The organism is Spiractinospora alimapuensis (assembly GCF_018437505.1).
In the GTDB taxonomy this organism is placed as follows: domain Bacteria; phylum Actinomycetota; class Actinomycetes; order Streptosporangiales; family Streptosporangiaceae; genus Spiractinospora; species Spiractinospora alimapuensis.
The window spans coordinates 1622081-1648759 of sequence record NZ_CP072467.1; the positions used below are offsets into that span (position 1 = coordinate 1622081).

19 protein-coding genes are annotated in these 26679 nt (G+C 67.7%); 1 reads left to right on the plus strand and 18 read right to left on the minus strand.

All coding sequences use genetic code 11. The annotated features are described in order from the left end of the window. Positions 1 to 18: 18 nt before the first annotated feature. The 3 genes from J4H86_RS07535 to dnaG all read right to left on the minus strand — a co-directional run bounded on the left by J4H86_RS07535 (position 19) and on the right by dnaG (position 4631). Complete coding sequence (locus tag J4H86_RS07535; RefSeq protein WP_236542790.1) at positions 19 to 1368, minus strand: glycoside hydrolase family 18 protein; 1350 nt, start codon at positions 1366 to 1368, stop codon at positions 19 to 21. 177 nt (positions 1369 to 1545) lie between these two features. Next, positions 1546 to 2703, minus strand: coding sequence for an RNA polymerase sigma factor RpoD (rpoD, locus tag J4H86_RS07540; protein ID WP_236542791.1), 1158 nt, complete (start codon positions 2701 to 2703; stop codon positions 1546 to 1548). Between the two features lie 59 nt (positions 2704 to 2762). Continuing rightward, the gene (dnaG, locus tag J4H86_RS07545; RefSeq protein WP_236542792.1) at positions 2763 to 4631 is read right to left on the minus strand and encodes a DNA primase; all 1869 of its coding nucleotides are present in this window, start codon (positions 4629 to 4631) and stop codon (positions 2763 to 2765) included. Between the two features lie 111 nt (positions 4632 to 4742). Here dnaG and J4H86_RS07550 point away from each other — a divergent pair, with 111 nt between their 5' ends. Next, positions 4743 to 5429, plus strand: a complete 687-nt coding sequence (locus J4H86_RS07550; protein WP_236542793.1) for an RICIN domain-containing protein — start codon at positions 4743 to 4745, stop codon at positions 5427 to 5429. Between the two features lie 25 nt (positions 5430 to 5454). Here J4H86_RS07550 and arfA read toward each other — a convergent pair whose 3' ends face one another. The 15 genes from arfA to J4H86_RS07625 form a co-directional block, all read right to left on the minus strand. After that, complete coding sequence (gene arfA, locus J4H86_RS07555) at positions 5455 to 6990, minus strand: arabinosylfuranosidase ArfA (RefSeq protein WP_236542794.1); 1536 nt, start codon at positions 6988 to 6990, stop codon at positions 5455 to 5457. Positions 6991 to 7105: 115 nt separating this feature from the next. Beyond that, the gene (locus J4H86_RS07560) at positions 7106 to 8014 is read right to left on the minus strand and encodes a carbohydrate ABC transporter permease (protein ID WP_394356461.1); all 909 of its coding nucleotides are present in this window, start codon (positions 8012 to 8014) and stop codon (positions 7106 to 7108) included. A 2-nt stretch (positions 8015 to 8016) separates the two neighbouring features. Next, positions 8017 to 8955, minus strand: coding sequence for a carbohydrate ABC transporter permease (locus J4H86_RS07565; protein ID WP_236542795.1), 939 nt, complete (start codon positions 8953 to 8955; stop codon positions 8017 to 8019). 14 nt (positions 8956 to 8969) lie between these two features. After that, positions 8970 to 10298, minus strand: coding sequence for an extracellular solute-binding protein (locus J4H86_RS07570; protein WP_236542796.1), 1329 nt, complete (start codon positions 10296 to 10298; stop codon positions 8970 to 8972). Positions 10299 to 10461: 163 nt separating this feature from the next. Then, a complete protein-coding gene (gene mmsB / locus J4H86_RS07575) occupies positions 10462 to 11787 on the minus strand; it encodes a multiple monosaccharide ABC transporter permease (RefSeq protein ID WP_236542797.1) in 1326 nt (441 codons plus the stop codon). Continuing rightward, positions 11787 to 13304, minus strand: a complete 1518-nt coding sequence (locus tag J4H86_RS07580) for a sugar ABC transporter ATP-binding protein (protein ID WP_236543936.1) — start codon at positions 13302 to 13304, stop codon at positions 11787 to 11789. Before J4H86_RS07580 ends, mmsB begins: the two co-directional genes overlap by 1 nt. 52 nt (positions 13305 to 13356) lie before the next feature. After that, positions 13357 to 14430, minus strand: coding sequence for a multiple monosaccharide ABC transporter substrate-binding protein (gene chvE, locus J4H86_RS07585; protein ID WP_236542798.1), 1074 nt, complete (start codon positions 14428 to 14430; stop codon positions 13357 to 13359). A 37-nt stretch (positions 14431 to 14467) separates the two neighbouring features. Then, complete coding sequence (locus J4H86_RS07590) at positions 14468 to 15826, minus strand: L-fucose/L-arabinose isomerase family protein (RefSeq protein WP_236543937.1); 1359 nt, start codon at positions 15824 to 15826, stop codon at positions 14468 to 14470. Positions 15827 to 15867: 41 nt separating this feature from the next. Beyond that, a complete protein-coding gene (locus tag J4H86_RS07595; RefSeq protein ID WP_236542799.1) occupies positions 15868 to 16566 on the minus strand; it encodes an L-ribulose-5-phosphate 4-epimerase in 699 nt (232 codons plus the stop codon). Then, positions 16563 to 18242 (minus strand): ribulokinase, encoded by a 1680-nt coding sequence (gene araB / locus J4H86_RS07600; protein ID WP_236542800.1) that lies wholly within the window; start codon positions 18240 to 18242, stop codon positions 16563 to 16565. Before araB ends, J4H86_RS07595 begins: the two co-directional genes overlap by 4 nt. 60 nt (positions 18243 to 18302) lie before the next feature. Then, entirely contained in the window at positions 18303 to 19340 is a 1038-nt protein-coding gene (locus J4H86_RS07605; RefSeq protein ID WP_236542801.1) for a LacI family DNA-binding transcriptional regulator, read from the minus strand. A gap of 234 nt (positions 19341 to 19574) precedes the next feature. Then, positions 19575 to 20840, minus strand: coding sequence for a deoxyguanosinetriphosphate triphosphohydrolase (locus J4H86_RS07610; RefSeq protein WP_236543938.1), 1266 nt, complete (start codon positions 20838 to 20840; stop codon positions 19575 to 19577). Beyond that, positions 20833 to 21408: a YdcF family protein gene (locus J4H86_RS27395; protein WP_330932502.1), complete on the minus strand. Its 576-nt coding sequence runs from the start codon at positions 21406 to 21408 to the stop codon at positions 20833 to 20835. Before J4H86_RS27395 ends, J4H86_RS07610 begins: the two co-directional genes overlap by 8 nt. Positions 21409 to 21938: 530 nt before the next feature. After that, complete coding sequence (ppdK, locus tag J4H86_RS07620; RefSeq protein WP_236542803.1) at positions 21939 to 24626, minus strand: pyruvate, phosphate dikinase; 2688 nt, start codon at positions 24624 to 24626, stop codon at positions 21939 to 21941. A gap of 598 nt (positions 24627 to 25224) precedes the next feature. Then, on the minus strand, positions 25225 to 26613 hold the full coding sequence (locus J4H86_RS07625; RefSeq protein ID WP_236542804.1) for a glycine--tRNA ligase: 1389 nt from the start codon (positions 26611 to 26613) through the stop codon (positions 25225 to 25227). Positions 26614 to 26679: the final 66 nt, after the last annotated feature.

Here is a 26679-nt window from a genome sequence, read left to right on the forward strand (position 1 = left end):
CCCACCAAGCCAACGCGGTCAGCCGCCCAAGGAGTCGTCCATCGCCCGGACCAGCTCGGCGTCGGGGTCCTGATCCAGGTTCCACTGCATCAGCCCCCCGAGGCCCTCGTCGATGACGTAGGCGCCCTTCTGGTGAATGACCTCGGGACTGTCGTAGGCCCACCACTCGTAGCCGTTGTAGATCCACGAGGCACCGCTCGCCTCGTCGTGGAATCGTTCGCCCTCGAACCGGCTCAGGTCGGCGTAGCTCCGGGTGTGCTCGCCGTACGTACCGGGGGCCCCACCCGAGGCGGGCTGGAAGCGGCCGTCGTTCTCGGAGCCGACGCCCTCCCAGCCGCGGCCGAACGCGGGGAACCCGAGGACCAGTTTCTCCGGGTCCAGACCATGGTCAAGGTAGCGGCGCACGGCGGCGTCGGCACTGGCCGCGCTGCGATCGTCCGGGGCGTCCCGTGGGGTGTGTAGCTGGGAGTGCGGCGCCGCGCGCGAACTCCACGCGCCGTTCATGTCGTAGCCCTGGATCATGGCGAAGTCGAGGGTGTCGAAGACCTCCTCCTCCACCCCGTCGCGCATGAGTCCCTCGTCCTGCGGGAGAGAGGCGCTCAGGAAGACCTCTCGTCCCGTCTCTCGGGCGTAGTCGTCGAGCTGGCGGCGGAACTCCTGGGCGAGGAGGGTGAAGTTCTCCTTGTCGTCCTCGCTGGTGATGTTGTCACTGCGCCCGTTGCCGGCGGGCCACTCCCAGTCCAGGTCGATACCGGTGAACACGCCCTCAGCGACACCGTCGCCGCCCTGGGGCTCACCGGGAAGCTTGGGCAGGTCGCCACGGATCCACAGGTCGATACAGGAAGAGACGAACGCCTGCCGCGACTCCTCGGTCGCCGCCGCGGTCGAGAAGTTCTGGGAGAGGTTCCACCCGCCCAGTGAGATCCCCGCGCGTAGGTCCGGGTACTTCTCGCGCAGGAGACGGAGTTGGTTCACGCTCCCGGCGAGGGGTTGCTCGTAGGTGTCGGACCGGCCGATGACACTGTTGTCCGAATCGTAGCGACGCTGGTACAGCTCCCACGCCTGGTGGTCCATCACGTGGCACTCGCCGTCGGTGTTGACGTCACCGAACGCCCACAGCAGTGTGGACAGCCGTTCCGCCGCTCCGGACTCGTCCATTTCGCGAATCGTGTAGCCGCGGTTCGCCACGTTCCAGTCGGCGAAGTACGCGACCCGTTCCCGGTCGTGATCCTGGGACGAGGCCCGCATGTCGATAACGACGAACGTGGTGAAGAACAGAGCGCCCAGAACGACGGCGACGATGATGGCGATCGGTAGTCGCGTGCCACGGAGTTTCGGCAGCCGGGGCCGGGAACGTGTCTCGGACATCAGTTACGACCCTAGCCCTTCGAACACCGATCCCGGGTAACACGACACGGTTGGCGAAATCCGACTGTTCGCCCCAGCTCGTCGAAACACGTCATCTGTCACGGCTCACCCCGTCAGGGGAAGTTCCCGCAGTTCACGCAGCCGGAACATGGGCTCTGGGAAAAACCCACCGGCGCGTCAGGTGAGATAATCGCGCAGAATCTTCGTACGCGCGGGATTTCGAAGTTTCGCGAGCGTCTTCGCCTCGATCTGGCGAATCCGTTCCCGGGTGACGCCGAATTCCTGACCGACCTCTTCCAGGGTGCGGGGATGCCCGTCCTGCAGCCCGAAACGAAGTTGGATGATGCGCTGCTCCCGCGCCGAGAGGCCGCGCAACAGTCCGTCGAGCTGGTCCTGCAACATGATGAACGACGCGGCCTCGATAGGGAGCACGGCGTCGGTGTCCTCGATGAAGTCGCCGAGGTCGGACTCCTCGTCACCGATCCGCGCGTGCAACGAGACGGGCTCCTGGGCGATTCGTTGGATCTCCTCGACCCGCGAACGGTCCATCCCCAACTCCGCCGAGAGTTCGTCCGGGTCCGGTTCGCGCCCGAGATCCTGGTGCAGTTGGCGACGCACGCGCATCAGGCGGTTGATGCTCTCCACCATGTGCACCGGAACCCGGATCGTTCGCGCCTGGTCGGCGATCGCGCGGGTGATGGCCTGGCGAATCCACCACGTCGCGTAGGTGGAGAACTTGAATCCCCGCGCGTAGTCGAACTTCTCCACGGCACGGATCAACCCGATGTTCCCCTCCTGGATCAGGTCCAGGAACAACAGTCCGCGCCCCGTGTAGCGCTTGGCGATCGAGACGACCAGGCGAAGGTTCGCCTCGATCACCGTGCGTTTGGCGGTCTCGCCCTGGCGTACGAGGGTCTCCAACTCCTGCCGGGTGGCCGATCGGCCGTCGGCCGGCTCCGGCACGGCGCCGGCGAGGCGTCGGCCGGCGTACAGGCCCGCCTCGATCGCCTTCGCCAGGTCGACCTCGTCCTGGGCGGACAGCAACCGTACCTGGCCGATCTCACGAAGGTAGATGCGGACGGGGTCGGAGACACCGCCGCGCGCGGGGCTGACCCGTTCCGGCGCGGCCGGCTCCGCCACCTCGATGCCCAAGGCCGCCAGGTCGCGCACGACGTCGTCCAGGGAGTCCGGCGCCACGTCGAGGCTCTCCAGGGCCTCGGCCACGTCCGCGGGCGAGACGGTGGTGCTCTCCCCCGCTCCGGCCCCCGTGCCAGCAAGCCGCTGAGCCACCCGCTGTGCTGGTGGCTGCTGGCTGAGCGGCGCAGGGAGTGCCACACTCATAGTGTGCCCGCTCGGGACGTGTTTTACAGAGTCCTACTTTTGTCACCCTCGTGTCAGGTGCTCCCGAGCGTTCCTTCGCGTAGCATCCGCCTTCGCCGCTGCAGGTCCATGATCTCGCGCTGGGTCTGGTCGTACGGCTCCGCGTCCTTCTCGGGGTCGAGTCGGCCCAGGCGGGTCCGCAGTGTGTTGATCTGTCGATTCAGGGCGTGGATCCGCACCGAGCCCAGGATCTCTCTGGCCGTGGCCTCGTCGAGCTCGCCGGCGATTTCCAGCTCTTCGGTTCCGAGCGCAGTGATGAACTTGGCTCGCGCCTCGGTGGGAGAGTTCTCGCGCAGCCGCGTCGCCCACGCCATCGGATCCGGCGCGTTGGCCACCCCGCCCTGCTCGCGGATGAACCTGCGCACCGTCTCGTGGCGGGGGTCGGTGAACACCCCGTCCTCGAAGTCGTCGAAGCCCACCGCCAGGGCGGGATGTTGCACCGCGATCTTCAGCACCTGCCGTTCCCGCTGCACCGAGGGATCGCGCGGGTTGTAGGGCGCGGGAGAACGGGAGGTGGGCTCCGCCAGTGTCGGCACGGATTCGGTGGTCGGGGCCTTGGCGGCCGCTTGGCTGATCCGCCGCTCAATGAACACGGTGTCGGCCACACCGATCCGCTTCGCGAGGTAATCGATGGTCAGTTTCCGTTGGTCGGGGTCACGCGTCCCAGTCACCACAGATGCGACGGCGTCGATGGCGGCCAGTTGCCCCTCGCTGGATTCCAAGTCGTAGGCGTCACTTCTGGCGTTAATGACGAAGTCGCTGAGCTGGCCGTGGTTCTCCATCTGAGTGCGAACCGCCGCGTCGCCGCGCTTCAGCCGGAGGTCACAGGGATCCAACCCGTCTGGTTGGACGGCGATCCGGATCTGCTTGAACGCGCCCTGAGCGGCCTCGAACGACCGGACGGCCGCGCGTTGGCCGGCCGCGTCGCCGTCGAAGGCGAAGACGATGGTGCCGCCCTCCCCCGACCCCGAGTGCAACAACCGGCGCAGCACCTTCACGTGGTCGTCACCGAAGGAGGTCCCGCAGGTGGCCACCGCGGTGACGACGCCCGACAGGTGACATGCCATGACGTCGGTGTAGCCCTCGACCACGACGACGTTCCGCTCGCGCGCGATGTCGCGGCGGGCCCGGTCGATTCCGTAGAGGAGTCGACTCTTCTTGAAGATCGGTGTTTCCGGGGTGTTGAGGTACTTCGGACCGTCCTCGGAGTCGTCGAGTTTCCGGGCCCCGAACCCGACCACGTCGCCCGACGCCTCACGGATCGGCCACACCAGGCGGTTGCGGAACTTGTCGTAGGGACCGCGTCTGCCCTGGCTGGCGAGGCCACCGAGAATGATCTCCTCGTCGGAGAACCCCTGCTGGCGTAGGTGCGTGGTGAGGGCCTCCCAGCCCGCGGGCGCGTAGCCAACCCCGAAGTCCTGGTACTGCTCGGCCGCGAACCCGCGCTGTTCCAGAAAGGCCCGCCCGATCCGGGCCTGGGGTGACCGGATCTGTTGCTGGTAGAACGCCGCCGCGGCCTCGTGGGCCTGGAGCAGTCGCTGCCGCTGGCTCGTCTCGTTGCGGGGGACGTAGCCACCCTCGGTGTAGCGCAGTTGGATCCCGGCGCGGTGCGCCAGCGTCTCCACGGCCTCCACGAAGCTGAGCTGGTCGATCTTCTGCAGGAAGGTGAAGACGTCCCCACCCTCCTGACAGCCGAAGCAGTGCCAGAGGCCACGCGCCGGCGACACGTTGAGGGAGGGGGACTTCTCGTCGTGGAACGGGCACAGCCCCTTCAGGGAACCGCCGCCCGCGTTGCGTAGTTGGATGAAGTCACCCAGCACGTCGGCGACGGGCGTCTGCTCTCGGACGAGCGCGATGTCCTCGTCCCGGATTCGACCTGCCACGGCAACCAAGTCTAGGTCCAGTGGGCGACACCCGGGATTCGTGCCCTCTGTCCCCTACGTCCGCGACAGTGCACAATGGGGGCGCCCCCGATCTTCGTCCGTTGGAGAGTCATGCCCCGCCTCACCCCACGCCCGGCCTGGCTACCGCCGCTGTGGGTTACCGCCGTTGTCGTCGCCCTGCTGGTCCTGGTCACCGCCGGTTCCTATCTCGCCGGCACGCAGTGGGGGTCCTCGCACGCCGCCGAGTCCCGCGACCAGGCGGCTCCGCCCAGCCCACCGGACGACACCGACGAACCCGATGACGAGGACGACTCCGAGGACGACGACGAGGAGCCGGAGGACGAAGAGCCCGAGGAGCTGCCCGCCGGGATCGACCCGGAGGTCTTCTACGTCCTGCGCAACACCGAGGTCGACCGGGCGATGGACGTGTCCGGGGTGTCCACCGACAACAACGCGCATCTGGTGTTGTGGGACACCCACGGTGAGCCCAACCAGCAGTTCCGTTTCGAGCCGATCGATGACGGAACCGTCGAGGTCGCCGCTCGCCACTCCGGGAAGGTGCTGCAGGTGGGGGGACAGTCCGGCGCCGACAACGCCGACCTCGTTACCCAGCTCACCTCCACGGGCGACGCCAACCAGCGCTGGACCGTCGAAGAGGTGAGCGACGGTGTGATCCGCCTGACCAACGACGCCACCGGGCGACCGCTGGTCGCCACGGGGACGGAGAACGGCGACTCGCTCGTCCAGGGCGGTGGGGACGACGACCTCCAGGAGTGGGCCCTCGTCCCCGCGGAGTAGTGCCCCGCCGATCACCCAGGTCCTCTCACGAGCCGTCCGTCGCGAGCGTCACCATGCTCCAGGACACGGGAGGCAGGACGACGCTGAGCAGTCCCTCGCGCAACCGAACGCGTGGGTTGTCCCGCGGCCTCACTCGCTCGGGCTCCTCCGCGGTGTTGGTCGCGTACACGTCCTCGTCGGCGAGGGTGAGGCACCGTTGGACACGGCCAGCCCCCACGGCCCTGGCGTCGGCCTCGAAGGTCACCGGCTCCGCGGTCGAGCGATTGACGACGAAAACCACCGCCTGTCCCCCGTCCGGGTCATGGGTGGCCACCGCGTCCACCACCGGAACCTCGCCGTACGTCGCGGTCTCGACGTCGGGTGCCCGTGTCTCGCACCAAAGGACCTCACCAGCGGCCGCCGCGGAGGTCAACGCGAAGGGGTGGAAGATGCTCTGCTTCCAGGCACGGCCTCCGGGCTCGGTGAAGATCGGCGCGATGACGTTGACCAATTGGGCCTGGCAGGCGGCCGTGACCCGGTCGGAGTGGCGCAGGAGGGAGATCAGGAGGTTGCCCACGACCACGGCGTCGGCCACGGTGTAGATGTTCTCCAGCTGTCGCGGGGCCTGGGGCCACCGCTGCCCGGCCCGTAGTCCGGGCGGGTACTGCCACGGTTCGGGGTTGGGTGCCTGGTACCAGACGTTCCATTCGTCGAACGAGATCTGGATTCGCTTGTCCCGTTTGAGTTCCGCGCGGACGCTGTCCGCGGTGGCGACCGCCGCGCGAATGTAGTCATCCATGTTCCGGGCGGACGCCAGGAAGCTCGCGAGGTCGCCGTCCCGCTCTTGGTAGTAGGCGTGCAGGGAGATGTGGTCCACCAGGTCGTAGGTCTCCTCCAGCACCGTTCGCTCCCAGGTCCCGAACGTGGGCATGCCGTAGTGGGAACTACCGCAGGCGACGAGTTCGAGGTCGGGCTGGACGAACCGCATCGCGCGGGCGGTCTCCGCCGCGATCCTCCCGTACTCGTGCGCCGTCCGATGCCCGATCTGCCAGGGGCCGTCCAGCTCGTTTCCGAGACACCACATCGTGACCCCGTACGGTTCGGTACGCCCGTGGGCGACGCGTTGGTCGGACGTCGTGGTTCCTCCGGGATAGTTGCAGTACTCCAGCAGGTCCATGGCCTCGAGCACGCCACGGGTTCCCAGGTTCACCGCCATCATCGGTTCGACGCCGGCCTTCTCGGCCCAGCGCATGAACTCGTCGAGCCCGAACTGGTTGGTCTCCACGGCGCGCCACGCGAGGTCCAGGCGCGTGGGGCGTTGATCCTTGGGACCGACGCCGTCCTCCCAGCGGTAGGCCGACACGAAGTTGCCACCGGGGTAACGCACCGTGCTCACTCCCAGCTCCCGGACGAGGTCCAGGACGTCCGTTCGCAGACCGTCGGCGTCGGCGGTGGGGTGGTGGGGCTCGTAGATTCCGGTGTATACGCCGCGGCCGAGGTGCTCGACGAAACTACCGAAGGTGCGACGGCGCACCGGGGCGACGCGAAACGCGGGATCGATGGTGGTCGAGGCGTGGAGCATGGATGACCTCAACTTTCGAAGCGAGGGCGGACACCGCCTGTGTCAGGAACGGGACACACGGGGACGGGTATCGGGGCGGAGGGCTTGTCGGGACGAGTCGGATGGCGCGAGGGTCCTAACCTTTGATGCCGGCTCCGGCGACACCGGTGACGATCTGACGCTGGAAGAGCAGGAAGACGATGAGCAGCGGTAGTGCGCCGATCACCGCCGCCGCCATGCTGGGGGCGTACTGCAGGCCATGGTCGCTGGAGACCGTGGCCAGGCCCACGGGAACGGTCATGACGTCGGGGTCCTGGATGACGATCAGCGGCCAGAGGAAGTTGTTCCAGGCTCCGATGAAGGCGAAGATTCCCACCGCGGCCATGATCGGCCGCGAGAGCGGCAGGACCACGTTGAGCAGAATCCTGATGTGGCCGGCCCCGTCCATCCGTGCCGCGTCTTCGTAGTCCCGCGGAATGGCGTCGAAGAACCGCTTGAAGATCAGTACGAACATCGGCATGACGACCTGTGGCAGCGCGACTCCCCAATAGGTGTTCACCAGGTTGAGCTGGGTCATCAACACGAACTGGGGCACGACGACGACCTGAGGCGGAATGAGAATCCCGCCGATCACCAAGGCGAACGCCCACCCGCGGCCCGGGAACTCACACTTGGAGAAGCCGTAGGCCGCCAACACACACAGCACCAGTGTCAGTACGGTCACGAGTGTCGACACGACCAGCGAGTTCAGAATCCACCGCAACAGTTCACCGCGTTGGATCACCGCGACGTAGTGCTCAACCGTGGGTGACGCCGTGAGCCACCGCAACGGCATCAGTGTGGTCTCGGCCTCCGGCTTGATCGAGGTGGCGATCGCCCACAGCAGCGGGACCAACCACACGAGCGCCGCGGCGATGGCCACGACGTAGAGGATCGTGATGCCGGGGTTGACCCGCCCCAGTCGGGTACGTGGCCGCGGGGCAGGGCCGTGCCGCCGCCCGCTCTGTGCGTGGGTCGTCCGTGGTGGAGTGGATGTCGTGGCCACGGCTACCTCCCATCCCGGGTGAAGAAGCGGAAGAGCAGGACGGAAACGAGGACCATGGTGATGGTGAGAACCCACGCCATCGCCGACCCGAGGCCCAGGCGGAAGTTCACGAAGCCGGTCTCGTAGATGTAGTGGATGAATGTGCGGGAGGCGAAGTTGGGTCCGCCGAAGTCTCCGCCCATCAGATACGCCTGGTCGAAGATGCGCAGTGACGCGATGACCTGCAGCACCGTCACCAGGCCGGTGGTCCGCTTGAGCTGTGGAATGGTGATGTGGCGGATCTTCCGCCAGGCGCCCGCTCCGTCGATGCCCGCCGCTTCGTAGGTCTCGCGGGGGATCCCCTGGAGCGCGGCGAGATAGAGCACGAAGTTGAACCCGACGGTCCACCACACGGTGGCGATGACGATGGCGATCAGGACCGTGCCCTCATTGCCCAACCATTCGACTTCCTGGAGTCCCATCATCTGGAGGTACTGGTTGATGAGCCCGAAGCCGGGTTGGTACAGCCAGGTCCAGATCATGGTCATGACCGCGACCGGCAGCACGAACGGCGCGAAGAAGGCCATCCGCAGGAACCAGCCGAGACGCCGGGCGTGGTCGGTGAGGATCGCGAGAGCCGCCCCCAGGGCCACGAGAGGGGGCACGCTGAGCAGGGTGAACAGCAGCGTGATCCAGAGGGACCGCCACATGTATGGATCGCCCAGGGCCTCGACCCAGTTCTCGATCCCCACCCACGACACCGGCCCACCGGCGAGGCTCCGGTCGGTGAAGCTGTAGCCGAGCATCGCGAGGGACGGCCAGATCAAGAACAGGACGTAGAAGGCGACGAAGGGCAGGATGAACCACGGTCCCGCCCAGCGTCCGGACTCCCGAACGTCTCCGGCTGACGCGCGCCCACGGTGTTTGTTCGACCTGTTGGAAAGTTTGGAAAGTGTGGTCATCACGGCGCACCTCCTCAGACCGGGGATGGAGTCGTGACGAGTGTGCGCAGGCTGGCCTTGAACTGTTCCAGGGCCTGTTCGGGATTCGAACTCCCCGTGTGCAGCCCGTTGAGCGCGGCCGCCGCCTCCGACTGCAGGCGGCTCGACGAACCGCTGAACCACACGTCCGGCTCGAACTCCGCGTTCTCCGCGGCGCCGGCATAGTGGACGTGGGGCTCCAGCGCCTGGTACTCGTCGCTCTCGACCACCGGCTGGTACGCGGGAATGTGTCCGCCGCCCTCGCTCCAGATGAGGCTGTTCCTCAGCATCCAGGCCATGTACGCGAGTGACGCACGTGTCCTCTCCGGGTCACGGTCGTCCTGATGGGGCAGCACGAAACAGTGTGCGTCGGCACGGGTACGGCGGTTACCGAACAGGTCCGGCGCCTCGCCCGCGGAGTACGGAAGACCGGAGTCCTCGAAGCTGGGGATCTCCCAGTTGCCTTGGAAGAGGAGCCCGGCCTGTCCGTTGTCGAGGACCGCGGTCGCGCCGGGATTGTTGGTGAATCGAGGAGTCAAACCCTCTTCGGTGAGTTGATGGATCACCGCGAAGGCGTTGAGGGCGGCCTCGTCGTCGATCTGGAAATCATCCTCGAAGAACGTGAGCTCGGCGTCCTGCTGGCGGTACATCGTCCAGAAGAACGGCCAGGAGTACGTGGTGTCCAGAGACAGGGCGAGGTCCCCGGTGACTTCCTGAACCGCACGACACATGTCGAGGTACTCCTCCACACCGTGGGTCTCGACCAACCGGCCGTCGGAGTCGAGCAGACCCGCCTCCTCACAGATCTCCGGGTTGAAGTAGTGAATGTGGGGGTGGGTGTCGAACGCGAGTCCGTAGAGTTCGCCGTCGTGGAATCCCTGATTCCAGACATGCGGCAGGAGGACGTTCTCGTCGATCCCGAAATCGGCGAGGGTGTCCGTGTCGATGGGGTCCAGGAGCCGTCCCGGGGCCATGCTCGCCAGTCGGGACATGTGGAGAACGGCCACGTCGGCCGCGCGGCCACCGGCCGCGCTCATCGCGACCTTGGTGTAGAAGGGTGGCCCCCACTCGAACGTCACGGCCCGGAAGTCGATGTCCGGATGCTCGTCCTGGTAACGCTGGTGCATCTGGATGATCCGATCCCCGTCTCCGGCGGAGAACGGATTCCACTGCCGCAACGGGATTCGGTCATCCAACACCGCGTCCGCGGGACCGCATCCGGTGATTCCGAGTGCCGCGCCGGTGAGGCCGAGGCCGCTGGCCGCGATGAATCCCCGGCGGGGGAGCCATCGCTCCGATCGGTGGGTGTACTTCGCGTCCCTCATGCGAACGCGCCTCCTCTGAGTCGGTGGTGCGCCTGGGAGTAACTGTCGGGACGGACGGACCGGGCCGCTCCCGTCCTGGAGATGTCGGTGGTGGCGTCGCCGCGACAGCGCGAACTCCACCACTGGCTCGGTCGGATGTGGTGGGGATGGAGGGGTGCGGGTCCTACGGCGGGGACTCACGCACCCTTCCCACGGCGGAGCCGCCCGCCGCCAACGCCGTTGACTCGGCGGGCTCGGGAGGCCGGTCCGCGGTCGACTCGGCGTGGACGCGGCGGGGGGCCACGCGGGTCTTGTTGTAGATGTCGAAGGCCACGGCCGCGAGCAGGACGAGTCCCTTGATGAGCTGTTGCCAGTCGACCCCGAGACCGATGATGGACATGCCGTTGTTCATGACGCCCATGACCAGGGCACCGATGACGGCTCCGACCACCGTGCCGACGCCCCCGTACGCTGAGGCGCCGCCGATGAAGGCGGCCGCGATCGCCTCCAGCTCGAACATGGTGCCCGCGCGGGGGGTCGCCGCGTTGAGTCGCGCGACGAACACCAGACCCGCCAGCGCCGAGAGCGCTCCCATGTTGACGAAGACCCAGAATGTGGTGGCCTGGGTTCGCACGCCGGAGAGCATCGCGGCCTTCTCGTTCCCGCCCACCGCGTAGATTCTCCGGCCGACCGTCATGTTGCCCATGACGAACGCGTAGCCGACGATCAGCACGAGGAGGAGGACTCCCACGATGGGGATGCCCCGGTGAATCGCCAGCATGTAGCAGAACGCGGTGATGGCGCCGACGGTCATGATGACCCGGGCGAGGAACACCGACCGGGCGCCGACGCGGAGGCCGTGGCGCGCGAGCCGGTCACGGTTGCGCACCGCGCTCCACACCAGGGCCACGGACGCGAGGAGCCCGAGTGCGAGGGTGAGTGTGTGCGCCTCGACGAAGGTGATGCCGACTCCGTCGCCGAACCGCACACGCGGGAGCGTCACCGCGACGTTCTCCATCGCGGGAAGGTAGCCGGATCCGAGCGCGCGCAGCCCCGGGGGGAGTTGACTGATCGACTCTCCGCCCAGCGTCACCATCGTCGCACCGCGGAATATCAGCATCCCGGCGAGCGTGACGATGAACGCCGGTATGCGCACGTAGGCGACCCAGAACCCGTGCCACGCCCCGATCAGCGCCCCGACCGTGATGGCGAGCACCACCACGAGTGGCACCGGAAGGTCCCACGCGGTGAGCATGACCGCGGACAGGGCGCCCACGAACGCCACCACCGAGCCTACGGAGAGGTCGATGTGCCCGGTGATGATCACCAGCATCATCCCGATCGCCAGGATCAGGATGTAGCTGTTCTGCAGGATGAGGTTCGTGACGTTCTGGGGCTGCAGAAGCAGACCACCGGTCAGGATCTGGAACAGAACGACGATCAGGGCGAGAGCGATCACCATTCCGTACTGACGCGCGTTGTTGCGGACCAGGTCGAGGAGGGTGGCCATCAGTCGGCCCCCCGGGGGTCGGTGCTCGTCATGAGTCGCATCAGGGTCTCTTGGTTCGCTTCGGGGCCACTCAGCTCGCCGGTGATGCGACCTTCACACATCGTGTAGACGCGGTCGGCCATACCGATGAGTTCGGGCAGTTCCGAGGAGATGAGAAGCACGGCGCGGCCGTCGTCGGCCAGCGAGTGGATGATCTGATAGATCTCGTACTTGGCCCCGACGTCGATCCCGCGGGTGGGCTCGTCGAGGATGAGGACGTCGGGTTCGGTGAACAGCCACTTGCCCAGCACGACCTTCTGCTGGTTCCCACCGCTCAACGTGTCCATGTTCTGGTGGATGTCGCGGCTGCGGACGCCCATTCGGGTGCGAATCCGTTCCGCGTGCACGACCTGCGATCCGGGGTCCACCACACCGTGTTCGCTGACGCGCTCCAGCGCCGCCAGGGTGACGTTGGTCCTGATGTCGTTGTCGAGAATGAGGCCGAGCTGTTTCCGATCCTCCGGCACGTAGGCGATCCCCGCGTCGATCGCGTCACCGACGGAGCGCAGCGCGACCTCCTGCCCGTCCCGTCGGACGGTTCCACCGACGTAGCGGCCGTAGGACCGCCCGAACAGGCTCATGGCGAACTCGGTACGACCGGCCCCCATCAGCCCGGCGATGCCGACGATCTCCCCACCGCGAACGGTGAGGCTGACGTCGTCGAGTACGCGCCGATCGGGTTGGGTGGGGTGGTCCACGGTCCACCCCGACACCTCCAGGCGCACGTCGGAGATGTGTGGGGTGTGGACGGGGAACCGTTGGTCGAGGTCCCGTCCCACCATTCCGCGGATGACGCGTTCCTCGGTCGCGTTCGCGTCGACGGCCAGGGTCTCCACCGTGCTGCCGTCGCGGATCACGGTGATGGTGTCGGCGACCCGGGTGATCTCGTCCAGTTTGTGCGAGATCATGATGCTGGTGATGCCGTGGCGCCGTAGTTCACCCAGCAGCCGCAGCAACGTGTCGGAGTCGGTCTCGTTCAGGGCAGAGGTCGGTTCGTCCAGGATCAGGATCCGCACGTCCTTGGCGAGCGCCTTCGCGATCTCCACGAGCTGTTGTTGGCCGACTCCCAGCGTGGCGACCTGGACATTGGGATCGAGTGGGAGCCCCACGCGATCCAGCAGCTCCCTGGCGCTCCCCACGGTTCGCCCCCAGTCCACGATCCCTCGGCTCGCGCGCTCGTTGCCGAGGAAGATGTTCTCCGCGATGGACAACTGGGGGACGAGGGCCAACTCCTGGTGAATGATGACGATTCCCGCACGTTCCGAGTCCCGAACCCCGCGGAACCGACGCACCGTGCCGTCGACTTCGATGTCCCCGCCGTAGGTGCCGTGGGGATGAACGCCGCTCAGCACCTTCACGAGGGTGGACTTGCCCGCTCCGTTCTCGCCCACCAGGGCGTGGACGTCTCCGCGACGTACCGCCAGGTCGACGTGCTCCAAGGCCGTCACGCCGGGGAAACGCTTGCTGATTCCTCGCATGCGCAGGATGGTGTCGCTCGTCACGCCGTTCGCCTCCTTCCGGCGCGGGCCGCTAGGACAGGTCGTCCTCGCTGTAGTAACCGGACTCGATGAGCACCTCGTCGTAGTTGTCGATGTCCACCGACACCGGTTCCAGCAGGAAGGAGGGCACGACCTTGACGTCGTTGTCGTAGCTCTCGGTGTCGTTGACCTCTGGTTCCTCGCCCTCCAGCACCGAGACCGTCATGTCCACGGCGACGTCGGCGAGTTCACGGGTGTCCTTGAACACGGTCTGTGACTGCTCGCCGTCGACGATGGAGCGAACCGAGGCGGCCTCGGCGTCCTGTCCGGTGATCACCGGCATCCCGTCGCTGTCGTAACCCGCCCCTTGCAGCGAGGAGATGACGCCGATACTGATCCCGTCATAGGGGGAGAGCACCGCGTCGACTTCCTCATCGGCGTAGTAGCTGCTGAGCAGGTCGTCCATCCGTGACTGTGCCTGTTCGCCGTCCCAACGCAGTGTCGAGATCTGCTCCATCGTCGTCTGGTCACTCCGCACGACGAGGGTGCCGTCGTCGATGTAGGGCTCCAGGACCGACATCGCGCCGTCGTAGAAGAAATAGGCGTTGTTGTCGTCCGGTGAGCCACCGAAGAGTTCGATGTTGTGCGGACCGTCGTCGTCCGCGAGGGACAGGGCCTCTTCGATGTAGGTGCCCTGCAACACTCCCACCTCGAAGTTGTCGAACGTCGCGTAGTAGTCGACGTGTTCGCTGCCCATGATCAGCCGGTCGTAGGAGACGACGGGGATCCCGGCGTCCGCCGCCTGCTGGAGTACATCGGTCAGTGCCTCGCCGTCGATCGCGGCGATGACCAGCGCGTCGGCCCCGCGCGTGATCATGTTCTCGATCTGAGAGATCTGGTCCTCGATCACGTCCTCGGCGTACTGGAGGTCGGTGTCGTACCCGAGTTCCTCGAACTCCTCCGCCATGTTGCCGCCGTCGTGGACCCAGCGTTCGGAGGACTGTGTGGGCATGGCGAGGCCGACCAGGGCCTCACCGTCACGGGCGGCGTCGCCCACGCCTCCACAGGCGGTCAGGGACAGTGCTGGCACGGCGAACGCGGCGAGGCCACGTGTGGTCGCTTTCATGGAAGCTCACTCCTCGTGCGGTGGGGGGATCGGGTCGTCAGACCCGGACGAACTCGATGCCGGCGAGTTCGCAGAACACTCTCCAGTCCTCGGCGGTGCGGCCGAGGGTCATGGCCATGTGGTGGGTGCCGCCGGCGCGCAGCCAGGCGTCCATGCAGCGGCGGATACCGGAGTCGGGCGCGAACTGTCCGTAGGGCATCTCCAGCGCGGGGAGGGTGGGAGAGTCCAGTACCTCGCCCTCGGCGACGACCAGGCGGAACCGTTCGCCGTCGAGCGCGACGAGTGAGGCGAGTGTCGCCTTCCCCGGCCGGTAACGGAACATCACGGTGGGAGGGTCATCGAGTCCGCCGATGCCCAACGGGCGGGAGATGAGGCGTACCGGCTCGTCCTCCCGCGCGAAACGCCAGTTCCCTTCCCCCATGTGACTCATGAGGATGGAGTCCGTGGGGAAGTCCATCGCGTACATCTCGGTGAAGTGACCGAGACCGGTGAGCGAGTGCGCGGCGCTGACGAGTGACGCGGCCAGCACGTCTCCCTCTCCGGCGAAACCGTAACCGTCGGCCATCAGACTGGACGCCGCGGCCATCGGTAGTCGGGCGAACCGACCGTCCTCCCCGATCGCGTCGAAGTGCGTGGAGTAGGCACGACAACCGTGGTCGCGCAACAGACGATCGATACCGAGCTGCATCCGGGCGTGGTCGTCCCGCTGTTCGTCGGTCAGTTGGGGGTCGACGTCGAACTGGGTGTCCTCCCTCGCGCGCAGCGCGGCGACCTCGTCCGGGGACGTGGCGCGCATTGCGCGGTACAGGTTCCCCGGCGCGATCACGTGCGCCTCGGGCCCGAGTTTTCGCAGTAGCGCGGTCTCGTCGAAGCGGGCGTCGCCCATGCCGTTCATGGGATAACCGAACACGCCGACCCGCAACCGTTTCCAGGCGGTCACCGCGTGGGCCGCCCGTGCCCAACGTCCGACGCGATCCCGGAAGGTCCCCGAGGGCCACTCGTCGGTGATGACGTCGAAGCGCACGCCGCCTCGCACCATGGCGTTGGCGGTGTCCTGGGCGCCGTGGATTCCCTGGTTGTAGGTCATGTCAGCCATGTCCCACCGGGGACTCACCGTGGGCTCCGGCTGGATGTTCGCCAATGCGATGGGCAGCCGGGCGGTGGTGAGCGCCCGCGTGACGCGCAGGCTCGGTCCGTAGGTGAGCATGACGACGAGGACACCGTCCAGGTCCTCGTTCTCGAACCGCCGCACGACCCGTTCGGCGTCCGCCCTACCACGAACCGGATCCCCGACGTGGACATCGGCGACCGGCGCGAGATCCTCGGCGACGCGGCGAGCGTAGTGCGCCTGGCGTTCGGTGATGCCGGGAATCATGTCGTCGTACAGCTCCTGCATCACCCCGATCAGGCCGATCCGGGGCTTGGTGTGGTGCGCTGTCACGGATTCCTCCCGTTCCCCGCCTGCTGGGGGCGTTGGCCGTAGACGTGTTGGTACCTCTGGTGGAGGGCGTCGACGTGCTCGTCTTCGAGTGACGTGACGGGGCTGTGCTCCCGCGCGATGTGCACCGTCCGCGCCACGTCCTCACACATCACCGCCGCCTTCACCGCGGCCCGCGCGTCCTCGCCGATGGTGAACGGGCCGTGACGGTCCATCAGCACGGCCGGTGACCGGTGGGCGCGCAGTGTGGTGACGATTCCTCTGCCGATGTCGTCCCCGCCGATGAGGGCGAACGGGCCCACCGGGATCTCCCCGCCGAACTCGTCGGCCATCGCCGTGATGACGCAGGGAATGGGCTCACCGCGAGCCGCCCACGCGGTCGCGTAAGGACTGTGGGTGTGGACGACTCCGCCGACCTCCGGCATCTCGCGGTAGACGTACGCGTGCGCCGCGGTGTCACTGGAGGGGCGGTGATCGCCGTGGACGGGCTCACCGTGGAGGTCGGTGACGACCATCGACTCCGGGACCAGGTCCGCGTAGGAGACCCCACTGGGTTTGATGACCATCAGGTCGGCGTCGGGTACGCGAGCCGAGATGTTCCCGCTGGTCCAGGTGACCAGACCCCAGCGGGTGAGCTCGGAGTGCAGGGCGCAGACCTCGGCGCGGAGTCGGGATACCTCCGGGGGAAGGTCGTTCATGTCGTGGCCACCGCCTCGTTTCGAATCGTGCGTAGCGCGTGGAGGACGGAGCTCCCCCCACGGCCGAAGTGGTCGTGGAGTTCGGTGTAGATGTCGTACAGGGCGTCGTAGGATCGCACGCGCCCGGGATCGGGCCGGTAGACGTCGGCCTCCCGTGACCCCATGGCGTCGGCCGCCGCGTGGATGTCGGGGTAGGCGCCGGCGGCGACCGCGGCGTGGATGGCCGATCCCAGGGCCGGTGCCTCCGCCGAACCGACGAGACTGATGGGCCGCCCAAGTACGTCGGCGTAGACCTGCATGACGAACCCGTTGCGGATGAGTCCCCCCGCCGCGATCAGTTCTCGGACCTCCACCCCCGCATTCTCGAAGGACTCAACGATGGTGCGGGTACCGAAGGCCGTCGCCTCCACGAGCGCTCGGTAGATCTCCTCCGGCCGCGTGGCGAGGGTGAGTCCGGCGACAACGCCGGAGAGGTCATGGTCGACCAGCACGGAACGGTTTCCGCTGTGCCAGTCCAGCGCGACGAGGCCGTGCGCCCCCACGGCCTGCTCGGAGGCGAGCTCCGACAGCAGCACGTGTGCGCTGACGCCGCGCTCCCGCGCACGGCGCGTGTACTCGTCGGGAAGGCAGCGATCGACGAACCAGCCGAAGATGTCCCCCACTCCACTCTGGCCCGCCTCGTAGCCCCAGAGTCCTGGGACTATTCCGTCGCGGACGACTCCGCACATCCCCGGTACGGGGACGAGCGTGTCGGCGTTCATCACATGGCACGTACTGGTGCCCATGACGGCGAGCAACTGGCCGGGGCGGGTCGCGCCCGCGGCGGCGGCCGTCACGTGGGCGTCCACGTTGCCCACCGCGACCGTCGTCCCTTCCCGCAGGCCGGTCCACCGCGCGGCGCGGTCGGTGAGTCGACCCGCCGGCTGACCAAGATGCGACAGGGGGCCGCGCATCTTGTCGTCCACGACGCCCTCGAACCCCGGCGCGACGCTGGCGAGGTACTCGCGCGACGGCCAGTCCCCGTCCTGGTGGAGGCCCTTGTAACCGGCGCTGCAGACATTGCGGGTCTCGCGTCCGGACAGTTCCCAGACGATCCAGTCCGCCGCCTCGATCCATCGGTCGGACCGCGCGAACACGTCCGGGTCCTCTCGCAGGACCTGTAGTGCCTTGGCGAACTGCCACTCCGCGGAGACCCGACCTCCGTAGCGGTCCAACCACTTCTCCGCCCTTCGGCGCGCCGCGGCGTTCACCATGTCGGCCTCCGCCTGGGCGGCGTGGTGCTTCCACAGCTTCGGATAGGCGTGCGACCGGTCCGTGAGGCCGTCGATCTCGCACAGAGGCGTGCCGTCGATTCGGGTGGGCAGCACGGTGCACGCGGTGAAGTCGGTTCCGATTCCGATCACCTGGTCGGGGGTGACGCCGGCACGGGTCAACGCCTCGGGCACGGCGCGACGCAGTACCTGTCGCCAGTCCTCCGGGATCTGCAGACAGGTCTCCGGGGGGAGTTCCGTGGCTTCACCGGGGAGGCGTCGCGTGACCACTCCGTGCTCGTAGTCGTGAACGGCGCTGCCCAGTTCCGTGCCGTCGCGGACCCGTACCACGACGGCGCGCCCCGAAAGAGTCCCGAAGTCGACGCCGACGACGACTGTGTTGTTAGCGCTAACATTATCCGCCACCGTGCACGGTCCTCTCGCTGTCGCCCATGCTCGCGTCTCCTCTCCTGCGAATCCGTGTCGTCAATCGCGCGTGGCCGGGACGCGCGAGGTACTCCCCCTTTCGATCAACCGAGCCGGGACCACGATCCTGCGGGGCTCCCCGGAGAACCGTCGGTCACCGTCGATCCGGTCGAGGAGGAGCTGAATGCTGGACTTCCCGACCGAGGCGAAGTCCTGCCACACGGTCGTCAACGGGGGGCTGAAGAAGGCCGCCTCGGGGATGTCGTCGAATCCGACCACGCTGACGTCCTCCGGGACACGGATGCCGGACTCGCCGAACGCCCGCAACACCCCCAGGGCCATTTGGTCGTTCGCCACGAAGACCGCACTGGCGCCCCGCTGATGGCGTACCACGCTGAGGCCGGCCTCGTATCCCGAGCTCGGACTCCAGTCCCCCCTGATCACGTCGGGGGCGTCGATCCCCGCGTCGGTCAGGGCCGCCCTCCATCCCGCGACCCGATGTTCGGCCTCCAGCCAGTCCGGCGGCCCCGCGACATGCAGTACCCGCCGATGACCGAGGGCCAGGAGATGCTCGGTGGCCATATACGCACCGCCGTACTGGTCCACACACGCCACGGGCATCCTCGGCGCCTCACCTCCCTCCACCGCGACAAGCGGTAGGTCGTCGGGGAGCTCGCCGAGGGAGTCGACCGCGGCCCGCTGCGGTGCGATCACGATGAATCCGTCCACCGACTGCTCGCTCAGATAGTCCACCGCCTCACGGACGGTGCCCGGGGTGATCGTCTTGAGGCTGACGATGCTGACGAAGTAACCGGCGTCCCGAGCCGCCTGCTCGATACTGAACAGAGTGCTGGCCGGTCCGTAGTGCGTGGTCTCGAAGGCGACCACGCCCAGGACGTTGGTGCGGCGCGTCACCAACGCGCGCGCCGAGGAGTTGCGGTGGTATCCGAGCTCCTCGATCGCCGAGCGGACCCGCTCCCGCGTTTCCGGACGCACGTTGGGATGGTCGTTGAGCACCCGAGACACGGTCTGGTGGGACACTCCGGCCCGGTGCGCGACGTCCGCCATCACAGGGGGGCGGGGGCTCGGATTCGCCATCGGTCGGTGACTCCCCATCAGACGTGTCTTGGGCCACGCACGCATCCCCGGACGGCCGGTCGCGGGCATCCACCGACACGAAGGGGATCATGTGACGCACGCTACATTGTTAGCGCTAACATCATCGTCGTCAAGAGGGTGGGCGAAACGACCCCCGATCGTTCCGAGGTCTCTCGTCACGCCTCCCCAGAGGACCCGTCGCCCACTCAGCGTCGTGGGTGGCGATCTTGGAGGTCAGGACCGCGGGGCTCCGCCGAGGAGATCGCGGTGGCGGGCCAGCGCGGAGGTGTCGGTGAAGGAGGCGGCCTGGTCGATGACAGCGCGCAACGCGTCCCCCTCCGACCGAGCGCGGAGGAAAGCGTCCCGGAACGTGGGCTCCAACGTCGCCGGGGCGCCACGCCGCAGTTCGGTGACGAGCTCGTACATCACCTCGCGCTCGCGTTCCCGGTGGGCGCTGGCACCGTCCCGCCCCATCACGTAGCACCGCGCGACCGCCTTCAGCAGCGCACACTCCAACAGCTCCCGCCGGGGGACGACGAGCTCCGCACCGTAGCGCGCCAGGGGCGTCCGGCCGTAACGCCGCTGGGTCGCCGCCTGGGCCGCGCGACAAAACCGTCCGATCAGGCCGCTGGTCAGGTCCTTCAACGCCGCGAGAGACCGTACTCCGCCGTCGAACTCCTCAGGCCAGCAATCCTCGCCCATGAGGTCGGCGAAGACCTCCTCCAATTCAGCGGGGTCCGCCACGAGGTCGTGGGCGTACTCCCGCGCCGCGACCTCCGCGACACGGGCGCGTTCCACGGGATCCCGCAGCGCCCCCATCGGCACGAGCCCGGCGTACAGACCGTCCTCCAGGTCGTGGACGGAGTAGGCGACGTCATCGGACCAGTCCATGACCTGCGCCTCGACGCAGCGGCGAGTCGACTCCGCGCCGTCGCGGATCCAGTCGAACACTGGTTGGTCGTCGGCGTAGACGTTGAACTTCGCGCTGTCGCCACGCCGGGGCCATGGATACTTCACCGTCGCGTCCAGCGTCGCCCGGGTCAGGTTGAGCCCCGCGCTCTCCCCCGCCTCGTCCAACACCTTGCACTCCAGCCGGGTCAGCAACCGCAGGCTCTGCGCGTTCCCCTCGAACCCGCCACAGGGCGCGGCCATCGCGTCCAGCACCGCCTCACCGTTGTGTCCGAACGGCGGGTGGCCGAGATCATGGGCGAGACACGCCGCCTCCACGAGATCGGGGTCGCAGCCCAGGACCCGTCCCAGCTCCCGACCGATCTGGGCGCACTCCAACGAGTGGGTCAGGCGGGTCCGGGGGAAGTCACTGGATCCGGGGCGCACCACCTGCGTCTTGGCGGCCAGACGTCGCAGGGCGAAACTGTGCAGGACGCGTGCCCGGTCACGTTCGAACGGGCCCCGTTCCCGGTTCTTCGGTGGCTCGACGACCCACCGGTGTCGGTCGGTGTCGGTGTAGACGGACCCCGGCTCCGGTCCCGCCTCAGACAGCCTCAATCTTGACTCCCGCGCTCTCCCCGAACGTCCAGTAGTACAGCAGGGAGGCGGCTTCACGCGTGATGTACCAGAGCTGTGTCTCGCGGGTGAGGACCGCGGGACCCGACCGGGCGGGCGAGGTCCCCGCGTCGATTCCCGTGTCGGAGGCGATCACCTTCGAACGCAGCGCGTGCCAGGGGTCGGAGACGATGATGGCGCTGGACCAGCCCCGTTCGTCGAAGCTCTCGGCGACGGCCTCCAGCGAGTCCAGGGAGTCGCTGCCCTCGCCGACGCCGACCACGTTCTCCGAGGGCACGCCTTGCTCGACCAACCAGTTACGTCCGGCCTCGCCCTCGGTGTAGTTGTCCCCCGGCAGGCCACCACCGACGGTGACGATGGCGGGGGCAACGCCTTCGTCGTAAAGGTTCATCGCGTGGGTGAGACGTGCCTCGAAGACGGGCGACGGTCGGCCGTTGTACTGGCTCGCCCCCATGACCACGATCGCGTCCGAGGGAGTGCGATCGTCCTGGCGTGCGGTGAACCACACACTGGCCCACGTGAGCACGGGAACGAGAACGGCCACGAGGAGGAGGGTGGCCACGACCCAGCGGAAGCGGAACCGACGGCGCGGCCGGCGCGGCGGCGGGCGGCGCCGTGGTGGCTCAGGCGGCTCCGGCGGTTCTGGCGGGTCGAGCGGCGGCTCATTCCAACCGGGGGCCGGCTCGGGCCGAGGGCGCACTTCGTCGCGGACGAACGGGCGGGTCACGTCGGCGGCGCCGGGCGGGCCGACCGTGCTGTCGGACGTGGGTCGGGGGCCGGTCCCGGTCGACGCGGACGGACCAGCGCCGATGACGGTGGTCTCGTCGCGGGAGGGTGGCGACGGCCGGACGAGGGCCTGTGTCGCGTCCGGATCCGGTCCCGGGCGACGTGCCCCGGAACCGTCGGGCGCGTCACCGCGCTCCCCGCTCGGAACCCTCAACCCGGCCCCCCTCGACGACGTGACCTCAGGTCCTACCCTGCCGACGTCATCGACAATAGCCAACGCGGGCAACATCCCGAGACAAACCGTGCCGGGGGCCCAGGTCCCCCGACACACAGGTTCCGGACGGCCCGTCAGGTCGCGCGGCGGGCGGCACGCCCCGCCTCGAGGCGCGCGACCGGAACCCGGAACGGCGAGCAGGAGACGTAGTCGAGCCCGGCGTCGTGGAAGAAGTGAACCGACGCCGGATCCCCTCCGTGTTCGCCGCAGACACCCAGCTTGATGTCGGGACGACGCGCCCGTCCCTCTGTCGCGGCGATCTGGACGAGACGGCCGACTCCGTCGATGTCCAGGGTCTCGAAGGGGGACGCCCCGAACACGCCCTTCTCCAGGTAGGCGGAGAAGAACGACGCCTCCACGTCGTCCCGCGAGAAGCCCCACACGGTCTGGGTCAGGTCGTTGGTGCCGAAGGAGAAGAACTCGGCGTGCTCGGCGAGTGGCCCGGCCGTCAGGGCGGCGCGGGGCAGCTCGATCATGGTGCCCACGGGGAAGTCCAGCTCCACGCCGTACTCCTCGGAGACCTCCCGGAGTACCGCGAGGGACTCGTCACGAATGATCTCCAGCTCCTGCACCGTGCCCACCAGCGGGATCATGACCTCCGGACGAGGGTGGCCACCGGCACGGCGTCGCTCGGCCGCGGCCTGGGCGATCGCGCGCACCTGCATGGTGAACAGCCCAGGCACCACGAGACCGAGGCGGACGCCGCGCAGACCCAGCATCGGATTCTGTTCGTGGAGGCGGTGGACGGCCTGCAGGAGGCGCAGGTCGTTCTCCACACTCTCCCCGCGGGCCTCCGCGACGGCGACCCGCACCGACAGCTCGGTGATGTCGGGCAGGAACTCGTGCAGCGGAGGGTCGAGTAGTCGTACCGTGACCGGGAGGCCGTCCATGGCCGCGAGGATCTCCACGAAGTCCGCGCACTGCAACGGGAGGAGGGCGTCCAGCGCGTCCGCGCGTTCCCCGTCGGTGTGCGCGAGGATCAGTGCCTCCACCAGCTCCCGGCGGCTCCCGAGGAACATGTGCTCGGTACGGCACAGACCGATTCCCTGCGCGCCCATCCGGCGCGCCCGGGCCGCGTCCTCGGCCGTGTCGGCGTTGGCCCGGACGTACATGCGGCGCGCCGCGTCCACGTAGTTCATGATGCGGTGCACCGCGCGCACCAGGTCGTCCGCCTGGTCGGAGGCCGGGTCGATCTCGCCCTCGAAGTACCGAACGACCGGCGAGGACACCACGGGTACCGAGCCGCGGAACACCTCTCCCGTCGTACCGTCGACGGAGATCACCTCTCCCTCCTCCACAATCTCCCCGCCGGGGGCGGTGAACCGCCGGTTCTTGGTGTCCACGTCGAGGTCCTCCGCGCCGCACACGCAGGTCTTCCCCATCCCCCGAGCCACGACGGCGGCGTGCGAGGTCTTGCCTCCACGGCTGGTGAGGATGCCGCGAGCGGCGATCATGCCGTCCAGGTCGTCGGGGTTGGTCTCCCGGCGCACCAGGATGACGTCCTCGCCGCTGCGCGACCACTTGACCGCGGTGTAGGAGTCGAAGACGGCCCTTCCCACGGCCGCCCCGGGGGAGGCGTTCATTCCGCGCCCGAGCAGGTCCCGGGGAACGTCGGGGTCCTCGGTGAATCGGGGGAACATGAGCTGGGCGAGTTGGTCGCCGTTGACGCGGTCAGCCGCTTCCTCAAGTGTGATCACCTGCTGGTCGAGGAGCTGGTTGGCGATCCGGAACGCGGCCGCGGCGGTCCGCTTGCCCACCCGCGTCTGCAGCATCCACAGTGTGCCGCGTTCGATGGTGAACTCGATGTCACAGAGGTCGCGGTAGTGGTTCTCCAACCGTTCCATGATGTCCAGCAGGCTCCGGTAGCAGTCCGGCGCGAGGGTCTCGAGGTCGGCGAGGGGCATGGTGTTACGGATCCCGGCGACGACGTCCTCGCCCTGTGCGTTCGCGAGATAGTCGCCGTACACGCCTTGGGCCCCGGTCGCCGGGTCCCGGGTGAAGGCCACGCCCGTGCCGGAGTCCGGCCCGAGGTTGCCGAACACCATCGCGCAGACGTTCACCGCCGTGCCCAGGTCGCCGGGGATACGTTCCTGACGGCGGTAGAGCACCGCGCGTGGCGCGGTCCAGGAGTCGAAGACGGCACGGATCGCGCGCCTCATCTGCTCGCGGGGGTCGTCGGGGAACGGGTGTCCGGTGTGTTCCGCGACGGCGTCCTTGAACTCACCGACGAGCCCCTTCAGGGCGTCGACGCCGAGTCCCGTGTCCTCGACGACACCCCTGGAGGACTTGGCGGCCTCGACGGCCTCCTCGAATAGGTCACCGTCCAGTCCCAGCACGGTACGTCCGAACATCTGGATCAGGCGACGGTAGGAGTCCCACGCGAACCGCTCGTCTCCGGACTGGGCCGCGAGTCCCGCGACCGACTCCTCGTTCAGCCCGATGTTGAGGACCGTCTCCATCATGCCTGGCATGGAGTGCTTGGCTCCGGACCGTACGCTCACCAGGAGGGGATCGTCCGGCTGTCCCAGTCGCTTGCCCATGGCGCGCTCGAGCGCCGCGAGGTGGGTGTCGATCTGGGCGTCGAGGTCCTCGGGCGGGGATCCGTTGCTGAGATAGTGACGGCAGGCTTCGGTGGTGATGGTGAACCCCGGAGGAACCGGCAGTCCCAGACGCGTCATCTCGGCGAGGTTGGCTCCCTTGCCGCCGAGGAGGTCCTTGAGTTCCTTGCTTCCTTCGGTGAAGTCATAGACAAACTTGGGCACCACAGGCTCCTAGCAGTGTCTCCAGGACGCTTCCCGTGCCGCGTCACCCCCTCGAGCCCCCCGTGGGGGCGCCGCGCCATCGTGTGCGTCCTGTAGTCCGCGTCCGCGGCGTCGACCACGGACGGCGTGACTCTACTCAGCCGGCGTCGCCGCACCGCCCACCTCCCGACCATACCCACGTTTTCGCTGGTCAATAGGACGGAGAGGCATAGCCCAAAGGTCTAGGCCGTTGACGGCATCATCTGCGGTATTCCCGATCTCCACCGGTGCGACGCGGTCCGAATCCCCCCGGCGTTCGACGGCGGGGGCCGTCCACGGTGCGCATCCTGTGTGTGCTCCAGCGTGGGCATCGCAACCCAATCGTCTTTGTTGCCCAGCCGAAACCAACGAAACGTCGCGGATTACCGGGACGTTCCGGACACACTACGCAAACCGCCCGGAGGCTGGAAGTGGAGCAAGATAAGTTCTACCGAGAGTTCCGCCGGTTGTGTGCGGCCGCGGAACACGAGAAGCGGCCGGGGACCACATCCCCCCGGGCCCCCGGCCGCTGTTTCGTTCCCGCGCGTCATTCGGCACGACGCGCCCGGCCCGTACGTCCTCAGACGCCGGGCAGCCGCTCCAACAGGTAGGTCTCCACCTGGTCGAGTCCGATGCGCTCCTGCGTCATCGTGTCGCGCTCACGGATGGTCACGGCGTCGTCTTCCAGAGTGTCGAAGTCGACGGTGACACAGAACGGGGTGCCGATCTCGTCCTGGCGTCGGTAGCGGCGGCCGATGGCACCGGCGTCGTCGAACTCCACGTTCCAGCGGCGACGCAGCCGGGCCGCCAGGTCCCGCGCCTTCGGCGAGAGGTCCGCGTTGCGCGACAGCGGCAGAACCGCCATCTTCACGGGGGCCAGACGGGGGTCCAGACGTAGGAGGGTGCGCTTCTCCATCTTGCCCTTGGCGTTGGGGGCCTCGTCCACGCTGTAGGCGTCGAGGAGGAACGTCAACATCGCCCGGTCGACACCCGCCGCGGGTTCGATCACGTAGGGGATGTAGCGCTCCTCGGAGTCCTGGTCGAAGAAGGACAGGTCGGTCCCCGACCGCTCGGAGTGGGTGCGCAGGTCGTAGTCGGTCCGGTTAGCGATGCCCTCCAGCTCGCCCCACTCGGTTCCCACGAAGTTGAACCGGTACTCGATGTCCACCGTGCGCTTGGCGTAGTGCGCGAGTTTCTCCTCGGGGTGCTCGAAGAGACGCAGATTCTCCTTGGTGATCCCCAGATCCAGGTACCACTGCATCCGGGTGTCGATCCAGTACTGGTGCCACTCCTCGTCACTGCCGGGCACGCAGAAGAACTCCATCTCCATCTGCTCGAACTCCCGCGTACGGAAGATGAAGTTGCCCGGAGTGATCTCGTTGCGGAAGGACTTGCCGATCTGCCCGATCCCGAAGGGGACCTTGCGACGGGCCGACTGCTGGACGTTCAGGTAGTTGATGAAGATGCCCTGCGCGGTCTCCGGACGCAGGTAGCTCAACCCCGACTCGTCCTGCACCGGACCGAGGTAGGTCCTCAGGAGCGCGTTGAACATCCGGGACTCGGTGAAGGAGTGCTTGGCGCCGCAGTTGGGGCAGGCGATGGCGTCCAGGCCACCCTCCGGCTCCCGTCCGTGCTTGGCCTCGTAGGCCTCGATGAGTTGGTCGGCGCGGTAGCGCTTGTGGCAGGACATGCACTCGGTCAGCGGGTCCACGAAGGCGTCCACGTGGCCCGACGCCTCCCAGACCTCGCGGGCGAGGATCACGCTGGAGTCCAGTCCAACGACGTCCTCGCGCTCACGGACCATGGAGCGCCACCACTGCTGCTTCACATTGTTCTTGAGTTCCACGCCCAGCGGCCCGTAGTCCCACGCGGCCCGGAGTCCCCCGTAGATCTCACTGGAGGGGAAGACAAGCCCTCGACGTTTGGCGAGGTTGACGAGGGCGTCGACGGTCTCTGACTTGATGGCCATGGTTAGTTGACTTTCCATCCAACTGGCGGTCGGCGGATCGCGGTCAGGCGCGATACTCGATGACAC

Coding starts and splice junctions, on each gene's coding strand:
- J4H86_RS07535 (WP_236542790.1), bottom strand. CDS start 1,368: ATGTCCGAGACACGTTCCCGGCCCCGGCTGCCGAAACTCCGTGGCACG.
- J4H86_RS07550 (WP_236542793.1), top strand. CDS start 4,743: ATGCCCCGCCTCACCCCACGCCCGGCCTGGCTACCGCCGCTGTGGGTT.
- arfA (WP_236542794.1), bottom strand. CDS start 6,990: ATGCTCCACGCCTCGACCACCATCGATCCCGCGTTTCGCGTCGCCCCG.
- J4H86_RS07565 (WP_236542795.1), bottom strand. CDS start 8,955: ATGACCACACTTTCCAAACTTTCCAACAGGTCGAACAAACACCGTGGG.
- J4H86_RS07570 (WP_236542796.1), bottom strand. CDS start 10,298: ATGAGGGACGCGAAGTACACCCACCGATCGGAGCGATGGCTCCCCCGC.
- mmsB (WP_236542797.1), bottom strand. CDS start 11,787: ATGGCCACCCTCCTCGACCTGGTCCGCAACAACGCGCGTCAGTACGGA.
- J4H86_RS07580 (WP_236543936.1), bottom strand. CDS start 13,304: ATGCGAGGAATCAGCAAGCGTTTCCCCGGCGTGACGGCCTTGGAGCAC.
- chvE (WP_236542798.1), bottom strand. CDS start 14,430: ATGAAAGCGACCACACGTGGCCTCGCCGCGTTCGCCGTGCCAGCACTG.
- J4H86_RS07590 (WP_236543937.1), bottom strand. CDS start 15,826: ATGCAGGAGCTGTACGACGACATGATTCCCGGCATCACCGAACGCCAG.
- J4H86_RS07595 (WP_236542799.1), bottom strand. CDS start 16,566: ATGAACGACCTTCCCCCGGAGGTATCCCGACTCCGCGCCGAGGTCTGC.
- J4H86_RS07605 (WP_236542801.1), bottom strand. CDS start 19,340: ATGGCGAATCCGAGCCCCCGCCCCCCTGTGATGGCGGACGTCGCGCAC.
- J4H86_RS07625 (WP_236542804.1), bottom strand. CDS start 26,613: ATGGCCATCAAGTCAGAGACCGTCGACGCCCTCGTCAACCTCGCCAAA.